The sequence below is a fragment of the Gelidibacter sp. genome, assembly GCF_053579655.1.
On the sequence record NZ_JBMDWE010000026.1, the window covers coordinates 1 to 23,415 of the forward strand.

23 protein-coding genes and 1 pseudogene are annotated in these 23,415 nt (G+C 36.5%); 9 read left to right on the plus strand and 15 right to left on the minus strand.

The window, feature by feature from the left end; translation table 11 throughout:
* Window positions 1–257 precede the first annotated feature (257 nt).
* From ACOH2D_RS13135 to ACOH2D_RS13145, 3 genes are all read right to left on the minus strand, one after another.
* The gene (locus tag ACOH2D_RS13135) at window positions 258–770 is read right to left on the minus strand and encodes a GNAT family N-acetyltransferase (RefSeq protein ID WP_348036350.1); all 513 of its coding nucleotides are present in this window, start codon (window positions 768–770) and stop codon (window positions 258–260) included.
* Window positions 771–1,119: 349 nt separating this feature from the next.
* Window positions 1,120–1,680, minus strand: coding sequence for a helix-turn-helix domain-containing protein (locus tag ACOH2D_RS13140; RefSeq protein ID WP_348036349.1), 561 nt, complete (start codon window positions 1,678–1,680; stop codon window positions 1,120–1,122).
* Between the two features lie 8 nt (window positions 1,681–1,688).
* Window positions 1,689–2,027, minus strand: a complete 339-nt coding sequence (locus tag ACOH2D_RS13145; protein WP_449535518.1) for a type II toxin-antitoxin system HigB family toxin — start codon at window positions 2,025–2,027, stop codon at window positions 1,689–1,691.
* A gap of 271 nt (window positions 2,028–2,298) precedes the next feature.
* Between ACOH2D_RS13145 and ACOH2D_RS13150 the strand changes: the two genes are divergently transcribed.
* Window positions 2,299–2,634, plus strand: coding sequence for a single-stranded DNA-binding protein (locus ACOH2D_RS13150; protein ID WP_348036347.1), 336 nt, complete (start codon window positions 2,299–2,301; stop codon window positions 2,632–2,634).
* A 77-nt stretch (window positions 2,635–2,711) separates the two neighbouring features.
* On the opposite strand, the gene ACOH2D_RS13155 is transcribed toward ACOH2D_RS13150, so the two are convergent.
* On the minus strand, window positions 2,712–3,614 hold the full coding sequence (locus ACOH2D_RS13155; RefSeq protein ID WP_449535519.1) for a histone deacetylase family protein: 903 nt from the start codon (window positions 3,612–3,614) through the stop codon (window positions 2,712–2,714).
* Window positions 3,615–3,794: 180 nt separating this feature from the next.
* On the opposite strand from ACOH2D_RS13155, the pseudogene ACOH2D_RS13160 reads away from it, so the two are divergent.
* The 4 genes and pseudogenes from ACOH2D_RS13160 to ACOH2D_RS13175 all read left to right on the plus strand — a co-directional run bounded on the left by ACOH2D_RS13160 (window position 3,795) and on the right by ACOH2D_RS13175 (window position 5,420).
* Window positions 3,795–4,047 (plus strand): annotated as a pseudogene (locus tag ACOH2D_RS13160) (type II toxin-antitoxin system ParD family antitoxin).
* A gap of 111 nt (window positions 4,048–4,158) precedes the next feature.
* Window positions 4,159–4,347 (plus strand): type II toxin-antitoxin system RelE/ParE family toxin, encoded by a 189-nt coding sequence (locus ACOH2D_RS13165; RefSeq protein ID WP_348036344.1) that lies wholly within the window; start codon window positions 4,159–4,161, stop codon window positions 4,345–4,347.
* A gap of 138 nt (window positions 4,348–4,485) precedes the next feature.
* Window positions 4,486–4,830, plus strand: coding sequence for a hypothetical protein (locus ACOH2D_RS13170; RefSeq protein ID WP_348036343.1), 345 nt, complete (start codon window positions 4,486–4,488; stop codon window positions 4,828–4,830).
* An 83-nt stretch (window positions 4,831–4,913) separates the two neighbouring features.
* A complete protein-coding gene (locus tag ACOH2D_RS13175; protein ID WP_449535520.1) occupies window positions 4,914–5,420 on the plus strand; it encodes a hypothetical protein in 507 nt (168 codons plus the stop codon).
* A 105-nt stretch (window positions 5,421–5,525) separates the two neighbouring features.
* Here ACOH2D_RS13175 and ACOH2D_RS13180 read toward each other — a convergent pair whose 3' ends face one another.
* The 5 genes from ACOH2D_RS13180 to metG form a co-directional block, all read right to left on the minus strand.
* Entirely contained in the window at window positions 5,526–7,649 is a 2,124-nt protein-coding gene (locus ACOH2D_RS13180) for a Tex family protein (protein ID WP_449535521.1), read from the minus strand.
* A gap of 94 nt (window positions 7,650–7,743) precedes the next feature.
* Window positions 7,744–8,529, minus strand: a complete 786-nt coding sequence (locus ACOH2D_RS13185) for a copper resistance protein NlpE N-terminal domain-containing protein (RefSeq protein ID WP_348034892.1) — start codon at window positions 8,527–8,529, stop codon at window positions 7,744–7,746.
* 88 nt (window positions 8,530–8,617) lie between these two features.
* Window positions 8,618–9,919 (minus strand): hypothetical protein, encoded by a 1,302-nt coding sequence (locus tag ACOH2D_RS13190; protein WP_348034891.1) that lies wholly within the window; start codon window positions 9,917–9,919, stop codon window positions 8,618–8,620.
* Between the two features lie 201 nt (window positions 9,920–10,120).
* The gene (locus ACOH2D_RS13195; protein ID WP_348034890.1) at window positions 10,121–10,573 is read right to left on the minus strand and encodes an META domain-containing protein; all 453 of its coding nucleotides are present in this window, start codon (window positions 10,571–10,573) and stop codon (window positions 10,121–10,123) included.
* Between the two features lie 75 nt (window positions 10,574–10,648).
* Window positions 10,649–12,739 carry a methionine--tRNA ligase gene (gene metG / locus ACOH2D_RS13200; protein WP_348034889.1) on the minus strand — a complete coding sequence of 697 codons (2,091 nt, stop codon included), beginning with the start codon at window positions 12,737–12,739 and terminating at the stop codon, window positions 10,649–10,651.
* 174 nt (window positions 12,740–12,913) lie between these two features.
* Between metG and ACOH2D_RS13205 the strand changes: the two genes are divergently transcribed.
* Window positions 12,914–13,933: a S66 peptidase family protein gene (locus ACOH2D_RS13205; protein WP_449535522.1), complete on the plus strand. Its 1,020-nt coding sequence runs from the start codon at window positions 12,914–12,916 to the stop codon at window positions 13,931–13,933.
* Window positions 13,934–13,936: 3 nt separating this feature from the next.
* Here ACOH2D_RS13205 and ACOH2D_RS13210 read toward each other — a convergent pair whose 3' ends face one another.
* Entirely contained in the window at window positions 13,937–15,781 is a 1,845-nt protein-coding gene (locus ACOH2D_RS13210) for a chloride channel protein (RefSeq protein ID WP_348034887.1), read from the minus strand.
* A 342-nt stretch (window positions 15,782–16,123) separates the two neighbouring features.
* On the opposite strand from ACOH2D_RS13210, the gene ACOH2D_RS13215 reads away from it, so the two are divergent.
* Together ACOH2D_RS13215 and ACOH2D_RS13220 are read left to right on the plus strand one after the other, a co-directional pair.
* The gene (locus ACOH2D_RS13215; protein ID WP_348034886.1) at window positions 16,124–16,483 is read left to right on the plus strand and encodes a YraN family protein; all 360 of its coding nucleotides are present in this window, start codon (window positions 16,124–16,126) and stop codon (window positions 16,481–16,483) included.
* 548 nt (window positions 16,484–17,031) lie between these two features.
* Window positions 17,032–18,831: a hypothetical protein gene (locus tag ACOH2D_RS13220; protein WP_348034885.1), complete on the plus strand. Its 1,800-nt coding sequence runs from the start codon at window positions 17,032–17,034 to the stop codon at window positions 18,829–18,831.
* Between the two features lie 426 nt (window positions 18,832–19,257).
* Here the strand turns inward: ACOH2D_RS13220 and nadD are convergent, their stop codons facing one another.
* The 3 genes from nadD to ACOH2D_RS13235 are packed head-to-tail and all read right to left on the minus strand — an operon-like array spanning window position 19,258 to window position 21,347.
* Window positions 19,258–19,836, minus strand: a complete 579-nt coding sequence (gene nadD, locus ACOH2D_RS13225) for a nicotinate (nicotinamide) nucleotide adenylyltransferase (protein ID WP_348035303.1) — start codon at window positions 19,834–19,836, stop codon at window positions 19,258–19,260.
* Window positions 19,837–19,851: 15 nt separating this feature from the next.
* Window positions 19,852–20,448 carry a guanylate kinase gene (gene gmk, locus ACOH2D_RS13230; RefSeq protein ID WP_348035302.1) on the minus strand — a complete coding sequence of 199 codons (597 nt, stop codon included), beginning with the start codon at window positions 20,446–20,448 and terminating at the stop codon, window positions 19,852–19,854.
* A 41-nt stretch (window positions 20,449–20,489) separates the two neighbouring features.
* Window positions 20,490–21,347, minus strand: a complete 858-nt coding sequence (locus tag ACOH2D_RS13235) for a YicC/YloC family endoribonuclease (RefSeq protein WP_449535523.1) — start codon at window positions 21,345–21,347, stop codon at window positions 20,490–20,492.
* A gap of 206 nt (window positions 21,348–21,553) precedes the next feature.
* Here ACOH2D_RS13235 and ACOH2D_RS13240 point away from each other — a divergent pair, with 206 nt between their 5' ends.
* Window positions 21,554–22,033 (plus strand): acyl-CoA thioesterase, encoded by a 480-nt coding sequence (locus ACOH2D_RS13240; RefSeq protein ID WP_449535524.1) that lies wholly within the window; start codon window positions 21,554–21,556, stop codon window positions 22,031–22,033.
* Between the two features lie 153 nt (window positions 22,034–22,186).
* Here ACOH2D_RS13240 and ACOH2D_RS13245 read toward each other — a convergent pair whose 3' ends face one another.
* The gene (locus tag ACOH2D_RS13245) at window positions 22,187–22,543 is read right to left on the minus strand and encodes an arsenate reductase family protein (protein ID WP_449535525.1); all 357 of its coding nucleotides are present in this window, start codon (window positions 22,541–22,543) and stop codon (window positions 22,187–22,189) included.
* A gap of 70 nt (window positions 22,544–22,613) precedes the next feature.
* A complete protein-coding gene (locus ACOH2D_RS13250) occupies window positions 22,614–23,339 on the minus strand; it encodes a DUF3298 and DUF4163 domain-containing protein (RefSeq protein WP_449535526.1) in 726 nt (241 codons plus the stop codon).
* Window positions 23,340–23,415: the final 76 nt, after the last annotated feature.

A 23,415-nucleotide genomic window follows, 5' to 3' on the forward strand; every position in this document is an offset into this window, starting at 1 on the left:
GTATCTTTTTGCCATAATTCAAATATATAATTTATGACCGTAAAAATTCGTCCCAACTAAACTAGACAATCCAGAAAGGAGATATACAAAAAATAAAATCACGTTTTTTTTCATAGTCTTTGTTTTAATGTACCAATGCATGGTTGAAAGAAGTAGGGCTAAAAAAACTAATAATTTTAGCATTCTGTTTTTCTTATTCTTTTTACAAGTAGAAGGTAGCTAGGTAATTATTTTGCATAACGTTGTAAGTTAGCTTTTTAATTAATTCTTAGGTTCATCATGATGTCGGTTTGTTCATCATTTCCGAGGATGAAAATGTGTTTGTCGAATGTTACAAAACCGTTTTTTTCATAAAAGCTTATTGCTCTATGATTTTCTTCCCAAACTCCTAACCAAATATGTTCTACATGTTTCTCTTTCGCCAATTCAAGAGCTTTGTCGTAAAGAAGTTGTCCTACTTTTTTTCCGTGAAATTCTTTTAGCACGTAAATACGCTCAATTTCAAGTGCATTTTTTATTTTTAACTCGGTTTGTGATTCTCCGACATTGACTTTTAAATAGCCGATTGCCTTTCCGTCAAGTTCTGCAAAGTAGAATTCAGAATTTTTGTCGGTCAGCTCGGCTTTAAGTTTTTCGGTCGAAAATGCATTTTCCAGGTATTCCGTCATGTTTTCTTGGCTGTTAACGGAAGCGAAAGTCTCAACAAAAGTTAGTTTTCCGATGTCTTTTAAAGTTTCAAGATCTTTTAAACTTACCTTTCGAATGTTCATTTATTTACGGTTTATTTTTCTGGAGCTAGCAAGTGTATATACCACATTTAGTTTCCTCGAATATAAGATAATTATTATCCATATCCATTTACAAACGCATACAAGCATTTACAAACAAGTTTAACCAGTTAACAATCGAATAACATTTGGAAGTCCTCGCGTCTCTGTATTGTTGAATTGACCGAACGAGATTCAATAGTATTAACTATTTAACCTTTAAATTTTAGAAAGCATTATTGTAATAATAAATTTTGAATGTTAATTGGAAAATCGTAACAAGATCCTGAGGTTTTGTAGGCTTCCCCAAAAAAAGACCAGTAATGAATTTTAGACATGTTGCTACTAGTATTTACAACAATTTAAAATCATCCTGGCTTAACTTCAGTTTTGGATTATCAAGCTTATCAATTGAAGTTTTTATTCTTACCTGGTCGGATTCCGGTAAAAAAGTAGGTATTAAATCAGATAACTCTATTTTCAGTAAACGATTGATAACAATTAAATCTTTTAAAGAAAAAGGACTCATGCCATTCATTAATTCAGACATATAGGATTTGCTATTGTGTCCCAATACGGAGCCAAGATCTTGTTGCGTCAGATTTAAATTTTTGAGTTTCTTTCTGATTAACCCTTTTCTGTTTTGAATGAACTGTCGTTCTCTCTCCGCTATTAATTCAGCTAAATCACTGTCTTGTATTTTCTCCTCAGATATTTTTGAGTTAGTAGACCAGTTTTTGTTTTCATAGTCTTCTATCCAGTCTCTTAATTTCTTACGTAAGACTTTATATTTGGGATCTTCTTTAGAAAGAACTCTTAATCTTCGATCTGCAATCATGGCTCTTTCTAAATCTAATTCATTTTGAATTTTTCCATGTTCCAATAAGTCTGATATGTCAAGTTTTGTTGTCATGATTTTTGTTAAATGTACTCGTTAGACTTTAACCATTTCTTTATGGTGTTCTTATTGTTTTTGAAGGTGGTTTCATATTCTTGATGTGTGCTGACCCAAACAACTGAAGCTTCTTGGTCATCAATTTCAATAAGAATCATTGTCCTATGGATACTGATATTGAATATATAAAAGCCATCACTATGCACGCAATCAGCATCTGGTCTGGTCTGATTTATTTCAGTTTGGTTTTTCCATTGGTGGCCTTCAATATCTTTAACCAATTTATCGATGGCATTACCCAAAGGAACATTTCCTCTATTCTTCCACTTGAGCTTTTCTAATGATTTTTTATTGGTTAGTCTCATTATTGGATATAAATATACAAAAAAGTTCGGTTATTTTCCGAACTAATATTATTTGTAGTGTTCACGACTTGTAGGTTTACGTCATTCAATGCATTCTAAGATAGGGTAAATCACAAGCTATATCCGTTTACAAACGCTTACAAGCATTTACAAACGAGTTTAAACAGTTAACAACCGAATAACATTTGGAAGTCCTCGCATCTTTGTATTGTTGAATTGACCGAACGATATTCAATAGTATTAACTGTTTAACCTTTAAATTTTAGAAATCATGAACGCATTAAGAAACACAGTACAGTTGATTGGAAGATTAGGACAAGATCCTGAAATTGTAAGCTTTCCTGACGGAAACAAAATGGCGAAATTTTCGTTGGCCACAGACGATAGCTATAAAGACAAAAGTGGCGCTAAAGTGGAGCGCACGTATTGGCACAATGTTGTCGTTAAAGGTGGCCTTGTAGAGATTGTGGAAAAGTATGTCGCAAAAGGCAAGGAAATCGCCATTGAAGGCAAACTGACCAACCGTTCTTGGGACGATAAGGATGGCAAGAAGCAGTATATGACAGAAATTATCTGTAATGAATTGTTGTTATTGGGAAGCAAATAAAAGTCAAATCCCAAAAAATATGAAATTCCAAATTCCAATAGTCAACCATTGGAATTTGGGATTTTTTTATTGGAATTTCAAAAAAAGATGTCCTGTGCCAACCGGAACGTATTCGCGTGCGCTTCAATAATGATTTTGATGTCGGGAGAATAGCCACCGCCCATACTGCACATCACTGGAATATTATGGTCTTTGCAGGTTTGTAGTACAAAGCGGTCGCGTTCTTTGCAGCCTGCAATGGATAAAGCTAGTTTTCCTAATTTGTCAGAAGCAATGACATCGACGCCACATAAATAGAAGATGAAATCTGGTTTTTCCCAATCGATTAATTGTGGTAAGGTGTCCTTTAAAATTGAAAGGTAAGTAGCGTCGTCACAATCGTTTTCAAGCGCAATATCTAAATCACTGTGCTCTTTTTTAAACGGATAATTGCTTTTCCCATGCATGGAAAAGGTAAATACCGAAGGGTCATTCTCAAAAATTTCAGCGGTGCCATTGCCCTGATGCACATCTAAATCTACAATTAAGATTTTATGGGCTAATCCTTTTTCTTGAAGATAACGTGCACCAATAGCTTGATCGTTCAGCATACAAAAAGCTTCGCCATGATCGGAATATGCGTGGTGTGTGCCGCCAGCAATATTCATGGCAATCCCATATTTGAGTGCAAATTTACTGGCTTTGATAGTGCCGTCAGCAATAATGAATTCGCGCTGGACGAGCATTTTACTTAAAGGAAATCCGATTTTCCGAGCCGCTCTTGGTTCAATCGTCAGATTTTTTAAATCGTCAACATATGCTTGGGTATGAGCATTTAGGATATGATGTTCTTCAGCCATAGTAGGCTTGAAAAAATTGGATTCGGTACATGTGCCTTCATGCAGTAATTGTTCAGGAAGCAGTTCATATTTAAGCATCGGAAACCTATGGCCTTCCGGTAGTGGATGTTTATAAATGGGATGGTACGCTATTTTGAGCATATGCAAATATCTTGGGCAGAGATTCGTTGTTTATGCAGTATATTATGACCCGCAGTCGCCGCAAATTATAAAATCTATTTTAGATATCGGCTTGAAAACAGGATAAATCAAGTCCTGCGTAATTTGAAAAAGATTTTGAAAAACCCGATTTTTGGTACATTTGAACTAAAAGATAATTAAATGAGTAAAAACACCTCCATATCACTCGGAAATTATTTCGACGAATTCGTCCAAAGTAGCATAGGTCAAGGAAGATTTAAAAATGTTAGCGAAGTAATCCGTGCTGGATTGAGGCTCTTAGAAGAGGAAAGAAAGCAAAGTGAGTGCTTTAAAAAGTGCAATTCAAGAAGGAATTGACAGCGGAATAGCTCATGACCTTGACCCGAAAAAACATCTTGAATCTTTAAAGGCTAAAATGCACTCGAATGGCTGAATATAAGCTAACAAAGAAAGCTGTTGAGGATGTATCAAAGATTTGGGAGTATAACTTTGAGGTTTCGTCGGAAAAACAAGTTGTCAAATATTAGAATGAACTAATTTCAAATTGTCAAGTTGTCATGAGATTTCTGAAGATCCAGATTTAGGTCAAAACTACGAAGGAATATCTAAGCAACTTCTCGGATTCAAGGCAAATCGACATATAGTATTTTATAGGGTTTTAAGCGAGAGCTATGTAGAAATAACAAGAATATTACATGAAAGAATGGATTTGAAGAAAAGAATCGCCGAATAAAAACTGTAGACAGCTTGAGAGTATTCTAAAGAATTGTTGGATTGATCTCTAGATAATTTGTTCGCATGCAAAGTTTCAAAAATTTATTAGATTTTTTTAACACTGCAATCCTTATCTTTGTCCTATAAAATTACGTTGATGTTTGCATTAAAAGGCGCCATATTTAGCTTTTTTGGATGGTTGATGTTGTTGGGATCTACTGATCTGACGGCATTGCCTAGCGCATCATATACCCCTGTGGACAGTATTGCTGCCTCAGATAAGCAAGAGCGCACGCCTTTATTTTTTGACGCAGTTTTAGATGTCAATCATTCGTCTACTTATGAAACGCCAGCAGCCAAAACCTTTCCACAGAAAGAAAAAAGCGTCCAAAGCGTTACTGTTCCTTTATTTTATGAGCTTTCCTATTATATTATTGGCCAGCAAATTGTGGTCAATTTTTCGGTGAAAGCCATCATTTTTCCCTTTCATTGTTTTACATAGAACGACTGTTTTTTTTAGTTAAAATATGATAGGTACACCGCTGTACCTATGTCAGTCTATCTTATAATTTAAAACAAAAAACAATGATTTCATTATCCTTAAATATCGTGATGCTTGTCGTCATACTTATCGTCGTAATTCCTTTTTCCTTATTTATCTGGGCGGACAAATCCGGAAAAGCTAAAAAGAAGAAAAAATTTTTAGATGTTGCCAGAGAACAAAATTTGAAATTGTCAGTGGTCGAATATTGGAATAATTCCTGTTTCGGATATGATGATCATGAAAACACATTGATTTACATCAACATCATGGATTCAGTAACCAGATTTCAAAAAGTTGACCTCGATGATGTCAGAAAATGTGTGATTAATCGAATAACTAGAGAGTTTAAAAACGGAGACAAGCATTTTTCTGAAATGTCCCGACTCGATTTAGAATTTACATTTATCTCGAATGCTGCGCCAGTGAAAATTAGCTTGTATTCTACAGATGAAGGTTTTTCACAAAACGAAGAAATGCCACGTGCTGAAAAATGGTTGGCGTTTATTGACAAGCATAAATACAATAAAAATAACGTTAGCGCTGCCTAAACAGTCGTAATACACAAAAAAAACCATCGCTTTTAACGCTTCTAAATATTCAAATTATAGAAGTATTAGAGGGATGGTTTTTTTATACTAAGTTTATTATACTTATTATTTATGCAATTTAAGCTGAATGCGCTTCCGCGGAATGTCCACATCCAAAACCTTAACAATAACTTGTTGATGCAAGGCAACGTGTGCATTCACATCAGAAACAAAAGTATCTGACAGATTGGACACATGGATCAAGCCGCTCTCTTTGATTCCGATATCTACAAAAGCACCAAAATTGGTTACGTTATTCACGATTCCTGGAAGCAATTGACCTTCTTCTAAATCGTTGATGGTTTTGATGTTTTGGTTGAATGTAAACACTTTCGCCTGTTCACGAATATCCAATCCTGGTTTTTCCAGTTCTTTGATAATATCCTGAAGCGTCGGTAAGCCCACATCTTTAGAACAGTATGTGTTTAAATCCAATTTTTGAAGTTCGGTTTTATTGCCGATCAAATCAGAAACGTTCTTGCCTAAATCCTTGGCCATTTTTTCAACTAATGCATAACTTTCTGGATGAACTGCAGAATCATCTAATGGGTTTTTAGCCGATTTGACACGTAAGAAACCTGCGCCCTGTTCAAAAGCTTTGGCGCCCAAACGCGGTACTTTTTTGATCTCATTTCTAGAAGTAAATGCACCATGTTCTTCGCGATAATTCACAATGTTTTCTGCTAATTTCGGCCCGATGCCCGACACATAACTCAATAAACTGGTACTGGCGGTGTTGAGGTTCACGCCAACAGCATTCACACAACTTTCCACAACGACATCCAATTCTTTTTTGAGTTTTGTTTGATCCACGTCATGCTGATATTGCCCAACACCGATGGATTTGGCGTCGATTTTAACCAGTTCGGCCAATGGATCTTGCAATCTTCTGCCAATAGAAACAGAACCACGAACAGTCACGTCATAATTTGGGAATTCATCTCGTGCGATTTTTGACGCCGAATAAATACTCGCACCTGCTTCGCTGACGACAAATACCTGAATGTCATCTTTAAATCTGATTTTTCGGATAAAGGCTTCCGTTTCACGAGAGGCGGTTCCGTTGCCAATCGCAATAGCTTCAATTTGATAAGCTTCAGATAATGAGCTGATTTTTTTCATCGCTCCAAGCATATCGTTCTGTGGTGGATGCGGATAAATGGTTTCGTTATATAATAAACCACCTTGAGCATCTAAACACACCACTTTGCAGCCCGAACGAAATCCGGGATCAATGGCTAGAATGCGTTTTTCTCCTAAGGGCGAACCTAATAATAGTTGTTTTAAATTTTTTGCAAAGACTGATATCGCAGATTCATCGGCTTTGGTTTTTGCAGTTTGAAGTGCTTCGTTTGAAAGTGATGGCAGCAATAAACGCTTGTAAGCATCTTGAATGGCCATTTGAATTTGCTCTGAACAGTCGTTGTTGGAGCGAATCATTCGATCCTCAATTTTAGCTAAGGCTTTCTCGTCGTCAATGGCTATTTTTGTTTTGATAAAGCCTTCGCTTTCGGCACGTAAGATGGCCAGTAATCGGTGTGAGGGAATTCGGCTCAGTGATTCTTCCCAATCAAAATAATCACGGAATTTTTGAGCGTTTTCATCGTCTGCTTTCGATTTTACAACTTTAGTGGAAATCATCGCAAAGCGCTCTAACTGATGCCGAATGCTGTTTCTGAAATCAGTGCGCTCATTAATCCATTCAGCGATAATATGACGTGCGCCTTCCAGTGCATCATCTGCGGAAGCGACACCATCTTTTACATATTTGAAAGCCACAGATTCTAGGTCAGAAGCATTCTGGCTCATGATAATTTTGGCCAAAGGTTCCAAGCCGTTTTGTCGAGCGGTTTCTGCTTTTGTTTTTCTGCTTTTTTTGAACGGTAGGTATAAATCCTCGAGCGTGGTCAAATCCAGTACTGCCTCGATTTTTTGTTTTAATTCTGGAGTTAAGGCATCTTGCTCCTCAATCGCTTTTAAGATGGCTGTTTTACGTTTTTCAAGCGCTTCAAATTGTTCTTTATATTTTACAATATCGCCAATTTGAACTTCATCAAGATTACCGGTTTTCTCTTTTCTATATCGCGAAATAAATGGAATAGTCGCATCTTCATTTAATAGTTCGACCGTGTTTTTAACTGAAGATTCAGGAAGTTTTGTTTGAGAAATAATATAAGAAATCAAGGACATGGATAGGCTTTAAAGTGTTGGATGTAAAGATAGGAAGATAAAAAAAACTGTTTGAGGTTTCAAACAGTTCTTAATATTTATTTGAGGACTGGCTTTAATTAGCAGCCTTGAAGGTGGCTAATTTTTGATGGTCTTTATCGTACATTATTAAGGAGTGATCTTCAAAGCCATAAGACGCAGCTGCATTTACTGTTTTTAAGAATTCCGCTTCTATTTCCATTTCAGGACAAGCTTTTAGGGTGTTAAGTAATTGCAAGAATTTTATTTTTTGAGCATCTTCTACCTCATATGCACCTTGGAGATTGTTACAACCTGTATAACCGATAACTGTGAAATCATCTTTAAATTGAATATAAGCGTGTTCAGATTTCGCTTCCTTATATTGGATATCTTCGCCTTTAAAGGTTACCAAATGCCATTTTTTGCCCACCAATTTATCGGTTATTTTCTTTAATACATAAAGCGATTTCATAGCTCCAGTAATTTTGTTGCCGTCGCTATCTAATTGAGTCAGCATATTTTCTCCTACAAAGTACGAGTGTCTGTCAGGGTCGGAAAAAATAAGTTTTTGACCTTTATCATCCCATTTAAAAGTGCCCATGGTTTCATAAGGCTTCGCTTCTTTTCCTAAATAGGTTTCTTTAATGGTAAAGGTGTTATCTTGATTGATGGTTATAACAGTTTTGATGCCGTCGCAATCTGCACAGGGCAATTCACCTTCGTAAGTGCCAGCCCAATCAAGAGAAGTCTTACTGTTGTCGCTCGTAGACTCTGCTGTTTGTTCGTCTGTTATTTGGGTTTCATTTTTCTTTTGAGAATTACAGCTGGTAGCGAATATTACAAGCGCTAAACATAAGGTGTTGATATATGCAGATTTCATATTTTGAGTTTTTGGTTTTTTAAAATTATTGAAATTTGAGGAAAATAGGAGCTTTGTTAAGCGAATCTTAACAGTCATGACGTAAGCTTTAAAACTTTATGAGCTTGTATTCGCTATCTATAAGATTAAAATAACCAATAAAAACAGTGTCATTATGAAAAAAAACGTCTTCGGCGGTGGAGTATTTTAGAGAATCTTGATAGGTTTTTATCGTGTCAAATAAGTTGTCTTCAATCGTCCCTTTGAGATGATTAAAGTTGGAGTCAAAAATGGCATTAAAATAGATAGATTTTGAGGCGATGTAGGAATTGTAATTTAAATTAATGCCATTGAAATATACCGTACTACCTGTTGAATTCATTAAATTGACCGTTGGATTTATGGTTGAAATGGACATTGGCGATAAAGTTGGTGTTGCTGGAATAATATTGAAAGCTCCTAGAGTTATATAATACATCTCCTTGTTTTTAAGTACAGTGATACCAAGATCTCCCTGGCTTATCTTCCTTAAATATTTTTTAGTTTCTTCCAATTCGCGTTTCTCTATAAAAGGTAGGGCCGTGCCTTTTTGTATAAAAGGGGAATTTTTAAATGCTATCGGTTGGTCGTCCTGAACGTAGAAATCCTTGATCAACTCTCCTGAAAAGTTTTTAATTGTAAAGCCCATTTCCTTTTTTGAACTCCCTATTTGAAAAATCTTATCCTCGTAGATGAACGAGTTATACTTTTTAAAATCGTCTAATTTTCCTTTCGGATAGCTGAAGGATTTAAAATCTATTGAAAAAGTTTCTAAATCAATATCATAAACCGAAGTGCCCGAATCTTTGTCATCAAAAGTTAAATACACTTTGTTGTCCTGTTGATAGAGTTTGCTGGGCCTTGAGGCCAAGTCAATAGAGTTAGGAGTATGCTGATCAATTTTACCTACTGCTGAGGTTTGTGCAACCGCTAGTCGGAAAGAGCCAATCTTATTTTTTCTTTGTATTAATAAGGACTTGTCCTTGACTTCATCGAAAGTGAATGTTTTTGCGACTTTAAAATTGAGTTGCTTATCATACGCTAGGATGTTTAATTTCAAATCGTCGCCTGTGGTAAAAAGATATAGATTGTTTTTGTAACTCACAGCATCGATATAAAGCGCATCAGACATATCAATTTTTACTTCAGAAGTAGTCATCGTCTGAGATGCAAAGTCAATGGTAAGGATGGAGAACTTGTCTTTTAGGGAATTTGAAAAGAGGACGTCATATTTTAAGCCTTCGAGGCTATATCCGATAACATCATTGTATTTGTTTTTTAACTCATCGATTTCAAGAGATGATTTTTGATTAAAATCGGCATCAAAAAGATAAGCAAACACCTTGTTCCTTTCTGTAATTACGATCGCCAAGTCCTGATTTAATGTATTTGTTAAGCTATAAGAGTCTTTCTTAAGCCGTTTGGATAAGTTTTCGTTTTTAAAACTGAGAACATGTTCCTGAGCAAATGCATTACCGTTGAAGATAAACGCGGCTGCGAAAATAAAGGCTTTAATCCTATGTAAGACGAAGGTTGTTATGATAGTCGAAAAATTCAAGAATAAAATTATCTATTATAATTTGGAAGACTCTGTTTCAAAAGTTGCCAAAACATAGCCGTTTTCATCTTTTAAAGTCAATTCATTATTGACGATGACAAAAGTGCTTGCTTTTTGCAAATTGCCCATAAACACACCTTCAATACCATGATCGTCGCAATATCTCATGGTAGACATCATTTGTGAGAATGAAATCGACTGTTGGTCAGTTAAGGTATAGCTGCCGCCAAAACTATTGCACCCACCATTGCCACCAACACCGTGATCTTTTTCACTCAGCTTAATAAAAGGCTGCTGTAACTCATCGCTAGTTAAATTCACAATATCGCCATTGAGTTTGGTCAATACCCATTTGTTGCCAATAAGTGATGTTTCAGCTTTACTGGACGACTTTTGAGAGACGTCTTGCGATTTACAACTGACAAGGATCGTGCAAATCAAAAGGGATAGGCTTAGTATGTTTCTCATGGCATTGTCTTTTAAAATGTTGATTGTCAAAGATAATAAACTTATTGAAGGAGATTATCTCATTAATGAAACAATCTAGCTGATATGCAATCCATTAGGCACAACCGCATCGCCTTTACTGAGCGCCGTTGAGGTGTCAGGATTTACAAACACTAACTTCCCATCTTCCGATTCGGTCATTAAAATCATGCCTTCACTTTCGACACCTCTCAATGTGCGTGGCGCTAAGTTGACCAAAACAGTGACACGTTTTCCTACCACTTCTTCGGGCGTAAAACTCTCAGCAATTCCAGAAACTATCGTTCGGATATCGATGCCGGTATCTATTTTTAAAACCAATAATTTATTGGCTTTCGGCATTTTTTCTGCGGATATTATCGTGCCCACACGGAGATCCAGTTTTGAGAAATCTTCAAAAGTGATGGTTTCTTTTTGTGGTTCTACTTTTCGGTTAGCCGCTTCATTTGCTTTTTTGCTCGCAATAAGTTTGTCCAATTGTGCCTGAATGGTATCATCTTCAATTTTTGAAAATAAGAGTTCTGCTTTTCCAATTTGGTGTCCAGTAGGGAGAAGCACTTTTTTAGATGAAATATCATTCCAAGAATTCTTAGCATCGCCAGAATTGATATTGAGCATCGCTTTTAGTTTGTCCGAAGTAAACGGTAAAAAAGGTTCACTTAAAGTCGCTAAAGCTGATGCGATTTGAAGGGACACAAACATAATTGTTTTGGTGCGTGCTTCATCTGTTTTGACGAGTTTCCATGGTTCTTCATCTGCTAAATACTTGTTGCCAAGTCGTGCCAAATTCAGCAATTCATGACTAGCTTCCCTAAATCGGTAGCGTTCAATGGAACTTGAAATCACTTCAGGATAGGCTTTTACTGCGGCTAACGTTTCTTCGTCAACAGCACTAAATTCTGATGGTTCAGGAACGATGCCATCATAATATTTATCGGTTAATACCGCTACACGATTGATGAAATTTCCGAAAATGGCCACCAATTCATTATTGTTTCTTGCCTGAAAATCTTTCCAAGTAAAATCATTATCCTTCGTCTCCGGCGCGTTTGCGGTTAAAGCATAGCGTAAAACATCCTGCTGATTTGGGAAATCCTCCAAGTATTCTGGCAACCAAACCGCCCAATTTTTTGAAGTCGATAATTTATTGCCTTCTAAGTTTAAAAACTCGTTGGCAGGAACGTTATCCGGCAAAATAAAGGAGCCTTCGGCTTTCAACATGGCTGGAAAAATGATACAGTGGAATACAATATTGTCTTTTCCAATAAAATGTACCAATTTGGTGTCTTTATCTTTCCAGTACAATTCCCAATCTTTTCCAACGCGTTCTGCCCATTCCTTGGTTGAGGAAATATAGCCGATAGGCGCGTCAAACCACACATATAAAACTTTGCCTTCAGCACCTTCAACAGGAACAGGAATACCCCAATCTAAATCTCTCGTTACCGCTCTTGGACGCAAACCATCGTCAATCCAGGATTTTACTTGACCGTAAACATTAGGTTTCCAATCTTTTTTATGACCCACCAAGATCCATTCTTTTAAGAACGCTTCGTGTTTATCTAAAGGTAAAAACCAGTGTTTAGTTTGTTTTAATGTTGGTACATTTCCAGTGATGGCCGATTTTGGATTTATCAAATCCGTAGCATTCAAGCTGCTGCCACATTTTTCACATTGGTCGCCATAAGCTTCTTCATTGCCGCATTTTGGGCAGGTTCCCGTAACAAAGCGATCGGCTAAAAACTGCTCAGCCTCCTCATCATAGAGTTGCTCGGTGGTTTCTTCAATAAACTCGCCTTTGTCATAGAGCGTTTTGAAAAATTCCTGTGCAGTATCATGATGGATTTTCGCCGATGTACGCGAGTAATTATCAAAACTGATTCCGAAATCTTCAAAAGATGTTTTGATGATCGCGTGGTATTTATCCACAATATCTTGCGGAGATACGCCTTCTTTTTTTGCTTTTATAGTAATGGGAACGCCGTGTTCATCGCTTCCGCAGATGAAAGCCACATCTTTTCCAGTTAATCTTAGATAGCGAGCGTAAATATCAGCAGGTACATAAACCCCAGCCAAATGACCAATATGTATGGCACCGTTGGTGTAAGGTAAGGCTGCGGTAATCGTATATCGTTTTGGATGATTCATCAATCAATAATTTTAAGGTAAGGTCATTGCGAAGCGCAAACCGAGGCGTCAATTTTTAATTGTAATTATAAACTGACAGATGGCTTTGTTTTGCTTGCAATGACGCGTTATTTTTCGAAGCTACAAAAGTACGCATTTTGACCTCCATTTGGAAAAAAAATGTATTTTTACGTTATGTCGAAAATCACACTTACCCTCGTATTAAGTTGCCTTGTTTTGGTCTTTGGAATTCAGGATCTGTCGGCACAGCAAAAAACATCCTCTATGAAAAAGCATACGCTCGTCCGTCCGCCATACTTAAAAGTGGGCGACACCGTTGCGATTGTTGCACCTTCCGGAGTTTTGAAAAACAAAAATGCAGATATCCAACGCGCCCAGGATTTGTTAAAGAGTTGGGGTTTGCACTCCGTTTTGGGAAAAAATCTGTTTTCCGAATCCAATCATTTTGCAGGAACAGATGAACAGCGTAGGTCTGATTTGCAAAAAGCCATGGATGATCCGACCATTAGCGCTATTTGGGCGGGACGTGGTGGTTATGGAACCGTTAGGGTTTTGGATAAATTGGATTACACCAAATTTAGAAAAAAACCAAAATGGGTCATCGGTTATTCGGATATTACCGCATTGCACAATCAGTTGCACAACGAAGGCTTTAAATCGATCCATGCCATTATGGCCGCTGGAATTACAGTTGATTTGAAAGGTATTGAAGAAAGTGTAGCGACCTTTAAAGACGCGATTTTCGGAAAGCCTTTGGCTTACACCTTGGAAGGATCAGAGTATAATAGAGTAGGAAATGCTTCTGGAGAGCTGGTTGGTGGCAATTTAACCTTGTTGCATACCATGTTAGGTTCTAAAACAAGCAATGATGTATCTGGAAAAATTTTATTTATAGAAGAAGTGGGCGAACATTTATATCATACCGATAGAATGTTGCAAAGTTTAAAACGGGCTGGCTATTTTGATCATTGCAAAGGTGTGATTGTGGGCGACTTTTCGAAAGTTAAGGAGAATACAACACCTTGGGGAAGCAACATTGAGCAGTTGATTTTAGATGCTCTTTCGGATTATGATTTTCCAATTGCTTTTAAGATGCATGCAGGACACGAAGATGATAATAGAGCATTGATTTTTGGGAGAAATATTCAGTTGAAGGTTGCTAAAGAGCAATCGACAGTGGTTTTTGATAAATAAAGGTCACTCTGAATAATCTCTCAACAAGGCTCGGTAATTGGTCAAAATTTTCGAGCGGCTGATGAATCCGCAAAACTTCTTGTTTTCATCTAATAGTGGTAATTGCCATACATCTGCTTCGTCAAACATTTTTGTTACCTTCATGACGGAATCCGAGGGATTGACGATGAATGAAGGGTTAATAGCCAGTTGTCCTACACTTGTTTCTGAAGTCGGTTTTTGTCCTAAAAGATAAGGACGTAAATGTTCTCTATTTAAAATACCCAAAAACTGATTATTAGTATCAATCACTGCCATGCTATTTTGATCGCTATTTCTAAATTTCTGCATTACTTCGTCCATGCTTTCTGAGGTGCTGAGTACTAAAGAAGCAGTATTTATACAGTCTTTTAAGGAGATTTGCGACAGAATATTTTGATCTTGACGTGTTGTGAAAATCTTACCTTCTTCAGCCAATTTATTATATGCCGGATTAATTGGCGAAAAAAACCGATTGATCACATAAGCAATGACTGAAACCGTCATCAAAGGAATAAATAAATCATAGCCACCGCTGGTTTCTGCAATCAAAAAGATAGCAGTTAATGGTGCATACAAAGCTCCAGACATCACACCTGCCATGCCAACCAACATCAAATTGGTTATTGGAACGTCATGCATGCCTAACATTTCTAAAGAAAGCCCGAAAACATAGCCCAAAAATCCGCCCGCCACCAATGATGGTGCAAAATTACCGCCATTTCCGCCAGAGCTCAATGTGATACTGGTAGCAAAGGCTTTTAAAAGTGTGGTCAATGCCAGAAAAACAAGAATCAGTAATTGCGACTTTTCAAAATACCGAAATAGGCTTTCATGAATTAATTGATCAACATGACCTTGATGTAAGGTTTTAATATTGAGATAGCCTTCGCCAAATAGTGGTGGAAATGCAACGCATAATAATGACAACAATACGCCGCCAACAAGCGCTCTTAATAAGAGACGTTTTTTAAAACGTTCAAAAAAGCGATGTACTTTCTGTCCAACAATTAAAAAATAACGCGCATAAAATCCTGTTAATATCCCTAAAGCGATATAATAAAATATGTTGACATAATTAAAAGATTCACGAGCACGTAAATTGAACAAAACATCTTCATTTAAGATAATCGTGGAGAGCAAGCTGCCACAAATAGCTGCAATGACTAGAGGAATGAAATCCGTAAATACTAATCCAACAAGTAAAATTTCAAAAGCGAACATAATGCCAGCAATAGGTGCATTAAATGCCGCTGCGATTCCTGAGGCTGCGCCGGCGGCAAGTAATAAAGTGCGCTCTTTGAAGTCTAATCGGTAACGTTGCGCATAGTTGGAGCCAATGGCAGAGCCAGTGACAGCAATAGGCGTTTCCAAACCAACTGAGCCTCCAAAACCTACTGTAATACCACTTTCTATAATTTGCGAATACATTTTGGTTGATTTGATTTTGCTTTGGTTTTGTGATATATCTTTTAAAACAAACGCAAGCTCTTTGTCTTCATCGCCTTTAAAAAAATACTTCACTACCAATGCTGTCAACGTAATCCCGACCAATGGAAAAATGGCATAAACAAAAAGACGCTCTTGAAAAGGGACTTCTGTATTAATAAACAATTGGATATGATGTACAAGGACCTTAAGGATAACGCCGGCCATCCCTGCGCTTAAACCAACTAAAATTCCAGATAGAATAAGAAACTGCGAACGTGTCAGGCGCTCATTGATCCACAATAACAATATTTCAACAAGATTAAATTTTCTATAGGGGTAGTTAGTAAATGCCCTTTTGAATTTTAAAAAGGCTACATACAGTTTCTTTATTTTGTACATGCAGAGTGGTGGTCTATTTAAAGATTCCTAAAATTACTATGTTCTCATCAGATCAAAAATTTGATAAAACAGCATCTCGTAACTTTAAATTGTACTACAAATTTCGATAAAAAATAAAAGCAAGTGGTCAAATAATTTGTTTTTTAATTCGGTGTGCTTTCTTTTGTTACATTAGTAGGATGTTAGGCTATGTATCAGATTTACAGATTGGTAGATGTGGATATTGTGATGGCAAGATAATATAATAGATTAAGCTTTAAGTCATGAAAATGACTGTGACGATAATTTTTTTCATAACGCCGACTGCCGACTGAAAACTGAATACTGAAAACTCATTTTATTATGGCACACCACAACGAACTCGGAAAAATTGGCGAACAACTTGCCGCAGACTACCTTTTCTCCAAAGGTTATGAGATTGTGTGCAAAAATTACTTTTTTCAGAAAGCAGAAATCGACATTATCGCAAAGCATGACAATATGATGATTTGCGTAGAGGTCAAAACCCGGAACTCTGACTTTTTTGGTGACCCTCAAGAATTTGTGACAGCAAGCAAAATCAAATTACTAGTCAAAGCGATGGATGCATTTATCATTGAAAATGACATCGATTTAGAAACACGATTTGATATTATTGCCGTGTTGAAGAATAAAACGAGACAAGAATTAACCCATTATGAAAATGCATTTTATCATTTTTAGCACACCAAGTAAGTTAGATCTTGTTTTTAAATTCGCCTCCTTTTTAAGGAGGAGTGGCTTCAATTCCAGAATAGGAATTGAAGGCGAGGTGGTTTAATGTAATTTTTAAATTGTCAAACCTCACAGGTTTCCAAAACCTGTCAGGTCTCCATCGTTAATTTAGAGTGTTTTGCTATCTGAAACCCTTCCGTCTTTAAGCCCTTTTCTGGGCTTAAATCCACCTTTCCTTCATTTCGACAAGCTCAATGACCGAGGGAAGGAATTCTTTGATTTTGCTGTTTTTTAAAAATTAGCTATAAACTTAAATTCTCCTCCTTTTTAAGGAGGAGTGGCTTCAATTCTAGAATAGGAATTGGAGGCGAGGTGGTTTAATCTAATTTATCAATCATTTATAAGTTTCAAGTTATCAAAATATAACATAATCTGAACCTAGGTTCATCTTAAGGAATTAACGGAATTAAAATTTAAAATCACATGACAATTATCACATTTTGAGCGCTTAATATGTATGATATTTGGCGCTTGATTATTTTAAAAAAACACATATTATGATTACATCCAAACAAGCACATACTTTTCATATTCCTGTTATGGGTTTAGCCTATACCATAGATAGTCCCATTCGTGTTGCCCAATATGGTATTTCGTCTGTCATTTCTATTATTGATGATGATCTATTGGAAAAAATGAATGCCTTTTACAGTCAAAAGTTTAGTTTGCCTTACCAAGAAATCACACAAAAAGTAGAAGATTATCGTGCAAAACGTATCACAGCATATTTGAATTTAGTAGATACGATTGTTAAAGATAAATTTGTAAAATTCAAGGAGGAATTGTCAGAAAGCAAAACGGCTTTAGATAATTTTATAAGCATGCTTCCTAATAAATCGACCATAAAAGAAGGGCTTTCAAAGATTTTGGAAGAAGGTGTGGCTATTAAAGAAACCATTAAAAATTATATAGACACTCATTTGTCGGCTGGCGAAATTGACGTCAATATTATGACCAAGATCGACAAGGATAATTTTATTAAATCCAAACAACTGTCTATTGAGTTTAATGATGCGCATGCCGCGCTTCGTGGTTTTGCCAACAGTACTTTAGAATCATCTGTGGTGCTTTCTGCAGGCATGAATCCGAGATTATATAGTTATTTTGAGAAATTCAACGATTTTTATCCCGATACGAACGGCTATTTAAAAAAGAAAATCATTTTAAAAGTAAGTGATTATAGGTCGGCGATAATTCAAGGGAAATTCTTGGCAAAAAAAGGCCTTTGGGTTTCTGAATATCGCGTGGAATCTGGTTTGAATTGTGGTGGTCATGCTTTTGCAACCGAAGGTTTTTTATTTGGCCCTATTCTGGAAGAATTTAAAACTAAAAAGTCTGAATTATTACAAGATACCCATGAGGTTTTTATAAAAGCTTTAGCTGATAAAGAACTATTTGTTCCAGAGCAGCCCTTGGATATAAAAATTTCGGCTCAAGGCGGTGTTGGTACTGCGGACGAACACGATTTTTTAATTAACAACTACGACGTTGATTCTGTAGGTTGGGGAACGCCTTTCTTGTTGGTTCCAGAAGCCACCTCGGTAGATGATGCAACTCGAAAACTGATGGCGGGAGCAAAGGAAGCTGATTTATATTTGAGTGATATTTCGCCATTAGGCGTGCCTTTTAATACCATAAAAGGAACTTCCAACGAGTTTTTTAAACAGATGCGAATTGATAATAATAAGGCAGGAAGTTCTTGTCCTAAAAAGTTTTTAGCCTTGAGCAAGGAGTTTGGGCCAGAAGGGATCTGTACGGCATCAAAAAAATATCAGGATGTGAAATTGGCTGAACTTGATGAGCGAAAAGAATCTATGGTGGCCTCAAAGTATGAAATCGCTAAAAACAAGATTACCGAAAAATCATGTCTTTGTGTCGGTTTAGCGAATGCCTCTTACCTTGAAAATGATATTCCTATCAAAGGTCAGCAGCAAGGGGTGGTGATTTGTCCTGGTCCTAATTTGGCCTATTTCGACAAAGAAGTTTCGTTGTTGCAAATGGCACAGCATATTTATGGCGGTCCATCCGTACTTTCGGATGCTTACAGACCAAATATGTTTGTCAAGGAATTGAAAATGTATGTTGATTATTTGAGAAATGAGATCGCGACATTTACGGATGAATTATCTGCTAAAAACGTCAAGAAATGGACGGCTTTTAAGAGTAATTTATTGGAAGGGATTGCGTATTACCAAAACCTGTTTGACGAAGCAATTACTCCGAAAAACATGTTGATTCAGGATGATATTATAGTTTATAAGAATGAATTGAATGCGATTGAGATTCCAGTTTTGTAGTCTGGAAATTGAAGGTTAGTTTAAATGTTTTTAACCTCTCAGGTTTTACGTGTCCGCCGAAGCTTCAGCGTAGGAGGAAAACCGGAGAGGTTTTTGTTTGTCTAGATGTTTTTTGGATTCTAATTTATAACCCTTCCGTCTTCAATTCCTTTTCTGGAATTGAAGACACCTTCCCTTGAAAAAAGGGAAGGAGCTGTTTGATTCGGTTATTTTTAAAAATAGGCTACAAACCAAACTTCTCCTCCTTTTGAAGGAGGAGTGGCTTTTGCTTCCGGAAAGAAGCAGAAGACGAGGTGGTTGTTGAGTAAATATTAGCTTGTATTCTCCTTATTGAACGTTGAAGGATTGGGTTTTAATTCTAGATTTAGAGTATGTTCATGAGACCCCTGCTTTATTTCGACAGGCTCAATATATCACGCAGGGATTTTATCTGTAAAAATTCATCTCATCCAAATATTCCCAAGCCTGTTCGGGTAACATAGGCCTAACATTTTTGCCTTTTTTGACAGAATTTCTGATGAATGTAGAGGATAATTCCATGATTGGTGCATCCACATGATGGATTTTTGGATGCTTGTCAAATTGGGTTTCAATCACGCCATCTGACAATCTTGGATAGACATAGATATTATGGTTTTGCAAGATCAATTCGTAGTTTTTCCATTTATGAAAACTTTTCAGATTGTCTTCGCCCATAATCAACGCAAACTCATATTTTGGATGTTTTTCCTGTAAATAGGTAAGCGTGTCAATAGTGTAGTTGGGCTGCGGTAAGCCAAATTCAATATCATTTGGCCGGAGTTTGTGATAATCTGCTGTAGCGCGATAAACCATCTCAAAACGGTGATGGTTATCGAGCATTGAAGCTTTGACTTTAAACGGACTTTGAGGGGTGACCACAAACCAGATTTGGTCAAGGTCACTATACTCCGCCATATGATTGGCAATAATTAAATGACCAATATGAATGGGGTTAAACGTGCCAAAATAAAGTCCGATTTTCATCTCTATCTATTTTTTTTAATCTTTTTTTACAAAATCTGAAACTAATTTATACGATTCAGCAAGGGCTTTGTCAAGATCATCATTAATAACAATCACATCAAATAATGGCGCAGTTGCCAATTCAGCAGAAGCTTTTGCAATACGCATGTTGATTTTGTCATTGCTTTCTGTTTGACGCTTTTTAAGACGAATTTTTAGTTCATCAATACTTGGCGGTTTTACGAAAATAGCAATCGTTTGATCCGGGAATTTTCTTTTAATACGAAGGCCTCCCGAAACATCAATGTCGAAAATCACATTTTTTCCTTTCGCCCAAATACGTTCGACTTCAGATTTTAAAGTGCCGTAAAAGTTATCGCGATATACTTCTTCCCACTCCAAAAAATCATCGTTTTTAATGTGAGTTTTAAAAGCTTGGGTGTCGAGAAAATAATAATCCTTTCCGTCGGTTTCAGTGCCTCTTTTCTCTCGCGAAGTGGCAGATATAGAGAATTCTAAATTGAGTTCTTCTTGTTGGAGTAAATGTCTTACTAAGGTTGTTTTTCCCGAGCCAGAAGGGGCCGAGAATACGATAAGTTTACCGTGATTGGGGATGTCATTGAGTTCGGTCACAAATATATTTTTAGGGTAATCAGTCTCTGTTTTTTTAATCTTTAAAGCACATTTAGCAATTGCTCTTTAATTTTTTCCAATTCATCCTTCATCTGTACGACTAGCTTTTGCATCGGCGCATAGTTGCTTTTTGAGCCAATTGTGTTGATTTCACGGCCCATTTCCTGACTGATAAATCCTAATTTTTTTCCGTTGGAATCGTCACTGTATATTGCTTTTATGAAATAATCTAGGTGATTTTTCAAGCGTACTTTCTCTTCGGTAATGTCAAATTTTTCAATATAAAAAACCAATTCCTGTTCAAAACGGTTTTCATCTACTTTTTCTTTTAATTCAGCAACACCTTTGTTTAAGCGTTCTCTCACGCCTTCAATCCGTTCAGGATCCATAGCGATAACTTCATCTAATAGGTCTGAAATGTTTTTTACACGATCAAGAAATTCTGATTCGAGAACTTTGCCTTCGTCCAAACGGTATTGTTGTATTTTATCTAAAGCGCTATTGATTTCTGCGGCTATTTCATCCCATTCATCTTCATCCATCTCATCGCGTTCAGTGGTCACAGCATCTGGTAAACGAATGGCCATTTTTAGCAATTCGGTTTCGTCACCGTCCACAACGTCTTTCAATTGCTTGATGTATTGTTTGACAACTGTTTTGTTGATTTGGGTTGAGGTTTCTTCGCCAGTAATCTCCATGTACAATGAAAAATCGATCTTGCCTCGTTCGAGTTTTGAAGCAATTAATTTGCGAATGTCCAGTTCTTTTTCTCTGTATAAAGAAGGCATTCTGGTATTCAGATCGAGGTTTTTGCTGTTAAGCGATTTTACCTCAATGGAGATTTTTTTGGAAGGAAGCTGCAATACAGATTTCCCGTATCCTGTCATGGATTGTATCATGGACCTATTTTAAAAGTTGCACAAAGGTAATGAAAATCATCAGTTTTAGCAGGTTAATAAATCAGAGGAAATGTGCTTAAAGGATTTAAAACCTCTAAATTTGTGTTCTTATTAATTAGTAACCGCATAATAGCCTTTTGAATTGCAGCCTGTTTTTTTGAAATTAGGCCTATAATCTAAAGTCTATTATCTATATGCTTAAAAATATGTACTTAAAGGATTTTGAAATACGATGGAGTGATATTGATGCTAATATGCATTTAGCCAATTCAGCTTATGTGAACTTTATGAGCCATACCCGTGTGGCCTTTTTTGAAGATCATAATTTTTCTTTGGCCAATCTGATTAAGAATCAAATCAGCCCCGTCGTTTTTTACGAGCATATCTATTATTATAAAGAAGCCTTTTTAGGGACACCAATTCGGGTAAGTCTTGAAGTCAAGGGTTTGAGTGAAGATGGAATGTTTTTTAAGATTGAGCACAATATCTATAATGATAAAGGAGAAAATTTAGCGAATTGTGAGCTTTTAGGCGCATGGATTAATTTAAGGACACGCGAATTGACAGGCTTACCAGCCGAGTTTTTAGCCGAAATGAATAGTTTTCCAAAATCGGAAGATTTTCAAGTTTTGACTAAGGAGGATACGCGCAAATTCGGGAAGAAACCAATTAATTTAAAGTCTTAGTTTTTTGGTTACCGAATAAACGACGAGATCAAAATAGCGATAATCCCATTGATCATATTTTATGTAAAGCAGTCCCCAAAGATTTTTTTGGTTGGCGTTTAGCTAAAAGCATTTATTAAGTAAATAGTAAATGCAGCAATTTGTGCAACATTTCTAGCTTTCATGAATCGCTTGTTTCGCGGCTTCCACGATTTTAGCATTGTTGCCAATAAAAATTTGGTCATTAACTACAATTACAGGTCGGCTCAAAAAGGTATAATGTTGTAGAATGTACTTTTTAAAATCCTTTTCTGTCAGATTTTGGTCCTTAAGTCCTAAGGCTTTGTACTGTTGGGCACGTTTGCTGAATAGGGCTTCGTAACTGCCCGAAAGCTTATGCAGTTCTTCTAATTGAGTAGGAGTAATTTGTTCGGTTTTAATATCTTGGAGAATGAAATCAGATGGTAACTCTAAAGTCTTCATGATTCGGATACAGGTACTGCAAGTTTTTAAATAATATATTTTTTTCAAAACGATTGATTTAATGATGATATAATAAGGGTTGGTGTTAGAGTGAAATGCGTGTAAATAGAGTGTCTTTTTATGGATTTACTTTCAATACATCCTTGATTTGGCTGTAAGGCAATAGGATTTCTGTAATGCCTTGCGCATAAGACGCAATTTCGTAATTGTTATAAAGAAGCACCAAGCCATCTTCGGTAAACCCTATATTGGAAGGAAGTTGAAAGCCTTCACCAAAGAAAAAATCTTCAATGGTCTCGTTGTTGTCTTTGGGTTTTGTTTGGTCTTTAAATGCTTTTTCAGCAATCTTTTTGAATTGAGCTTGATTGTTGATGATGTCATTTTGATCTAACATTGCTCCAGTTTCAGGATTAAAGTTGAGAAAGGTAACCCCACCGTTGCCATGGGCGCCGCCAGTGTCAATATACGTTTGAAGACTCACGCAAATAACCTCTGGAGATTCATAGATCACTTCCCCGTCAATTTTTACTTCCCATTTTTGGCTGCTGTCCTGAAAGTCTTTTTTGAACGCTTTGTATTCCTTGTCAAACTCCGAAATGGCTTCAGTAACCGACATGTTGTTTTCATGAGTTTCAGCCATGTTCATTTCACTGGCAATGACGTGTTCAATTTGGTGATTTATTTTTTCAGCAATAGCTTTTGTACCGATGGCTTTTGGGTAGTTAATGACAATTGAGGCGTCTTCTGATTTCTCAATAAGTTGTGGCTCAAATTTCAGTTTAACGTCCTTGTTACAGGCCGAAATTATTAAGGCAATTATAAAAAGTAAGCTTATTTTTTTCAAGGTTTCTGGGCATTTATTAAACAATCAATAAAGGTATTACATCCTTTTGTAACCAACCAATTAAAGATTAGATTTG

What these genes read in the sequence shown, in the direction of transcription:
- ACOH2D_RS13195 (WP_348034890.1), bottom strand. Translation starts at nt 10,573, where the DNA reads ATGAGAAACATACTAAGCCTATCCCTTTTGATTTGCACGATCCTTGTC.
- ACOH2D_RS13175 (WP_449535520.1), top strand. Translation starts at nt 4,914, where the DNA reads ATGATTTCATTATCCTTAAATATCGTGATGCTTGTCGTCATACTTATC.
- ACOH2D_RS13145 (WP_449535518.1), bottom strand. Translation starts at nt 2,027, where the DNA reads ATGAGACTAACCAATAAAAAATCATTAGAAAAGCTCAAGTGGAAGAAT.
- ACOH2D_RS13180 (WP_449535521.1), bottom strand. Translation starts at nt 7,649, where the DNA reads ATGTCCTTGATTTCTTATATTATTTCTCAAACAAAACTTCCTGAATCT.
- ACOH2D_RS13155 (WP_449535519.1), bottom strand. Translation starts at nt 3,614, where the DNA reads ATGCTCAAAATAGCGTACCATCCCATTTATAAACATCCACTACCGGAA.
- ACOH2D_RS13215 (WP_348034886.1), top strand. Translation starts at nt 16,124, where the DNA reads ATGGCACACCACAACGAACTCGGAAAAATTGGCGAACAACTTGCCGCA.
- nadD (WP_348035303.1), bottom strand. Translation starts at nt 19,836, where the DNA reads ATGAAAATCGGACTTTATTTTGGCACGTTTAACCCCATTCATATTGGT.
- ACOH2D_RS13135 (WP_348036350.1), bottom strand. Translation starts at nt 770, where the DNA reads ATGAACATTCGAAAGGTAAGTTTAAAAGATCTTGAAACTTTAAAAGAC.
- ACOH2D_RS13220 (WP_348034885.1), top strand. Translation starts at nt 17,032, where the DNA reads ATGATTACATCCAAACAAGCACATACTTTTCATATTCCTGTTATGGGT.
- ACOH2D_RS13210 (WP_348034887.1), bottom strand. Translation starts at nt 15,781, where the DNA reads ATGTACAAAATAAAGAAACTGTATGTAGCCTTTTTAAAATTCAAAAGG.
- ACOH2D_RS13150 (WP_348036347.1), top strand. Translation starts at nt 2,299, where the DNA reads ATGAACGCATTAAGAAACACAGTACAGTTGATTGGAAGATTAGGACAA.
- ACOH2D_RS13140 (WP_348036349.1), bottom strand. Translation starts at nt 1,680, where the DNA reads ATGACAACAAAACTTGACATATCAGACTTATTGGAACATGGAAAAATT.
- ACOH2D_RS13170 (WP_348036343.1), top strand. Translation starts at nt 4,486, where the DNA reads ATGTTTGCATTAAAAGGCGCCATATTTAGCTTTTTTGGATGGTTGATG.
- ACOH2D_RS13240 (WP_449535524.1), top strand. Translation starts at nt 21,554, where the DNA reads ATGTACTTAAAGGATTTTGAAATACGATGGAGTGATATTGATGCTAAT.
- metG (WP_348034889.1), bottom strand. Translation starts at nt 12,739, where the DNA reads ATGAATCATCCAAAACGATATACGATTACCGCAGCCTTACCTTACACC.
- ACOH2D_RS13235 (WP_449535523.1), bottom strand. Translation starts at nt 21,347, where the DNA reads ATGATACAATCCATGACAGGATACGGGAAATCTGTATTGCAGCTTCCT.
- ACOH2D_RS13205 (WP_449535522.1), top strand. Translation starts at nt 12,914, where the DNA reads ATGTCGAAAATCACACTTACCCTCGTATTAAGTTGCCTTGTTTTGGTC.
- ACOH2D_RS13185 (WP_348034892.1), bottom strand. Translation starts at nt 8,529, where the DNA reads ATGAAATCTGCATATATCAACACCTTATGTTTAGCGCTTGTAATATTC.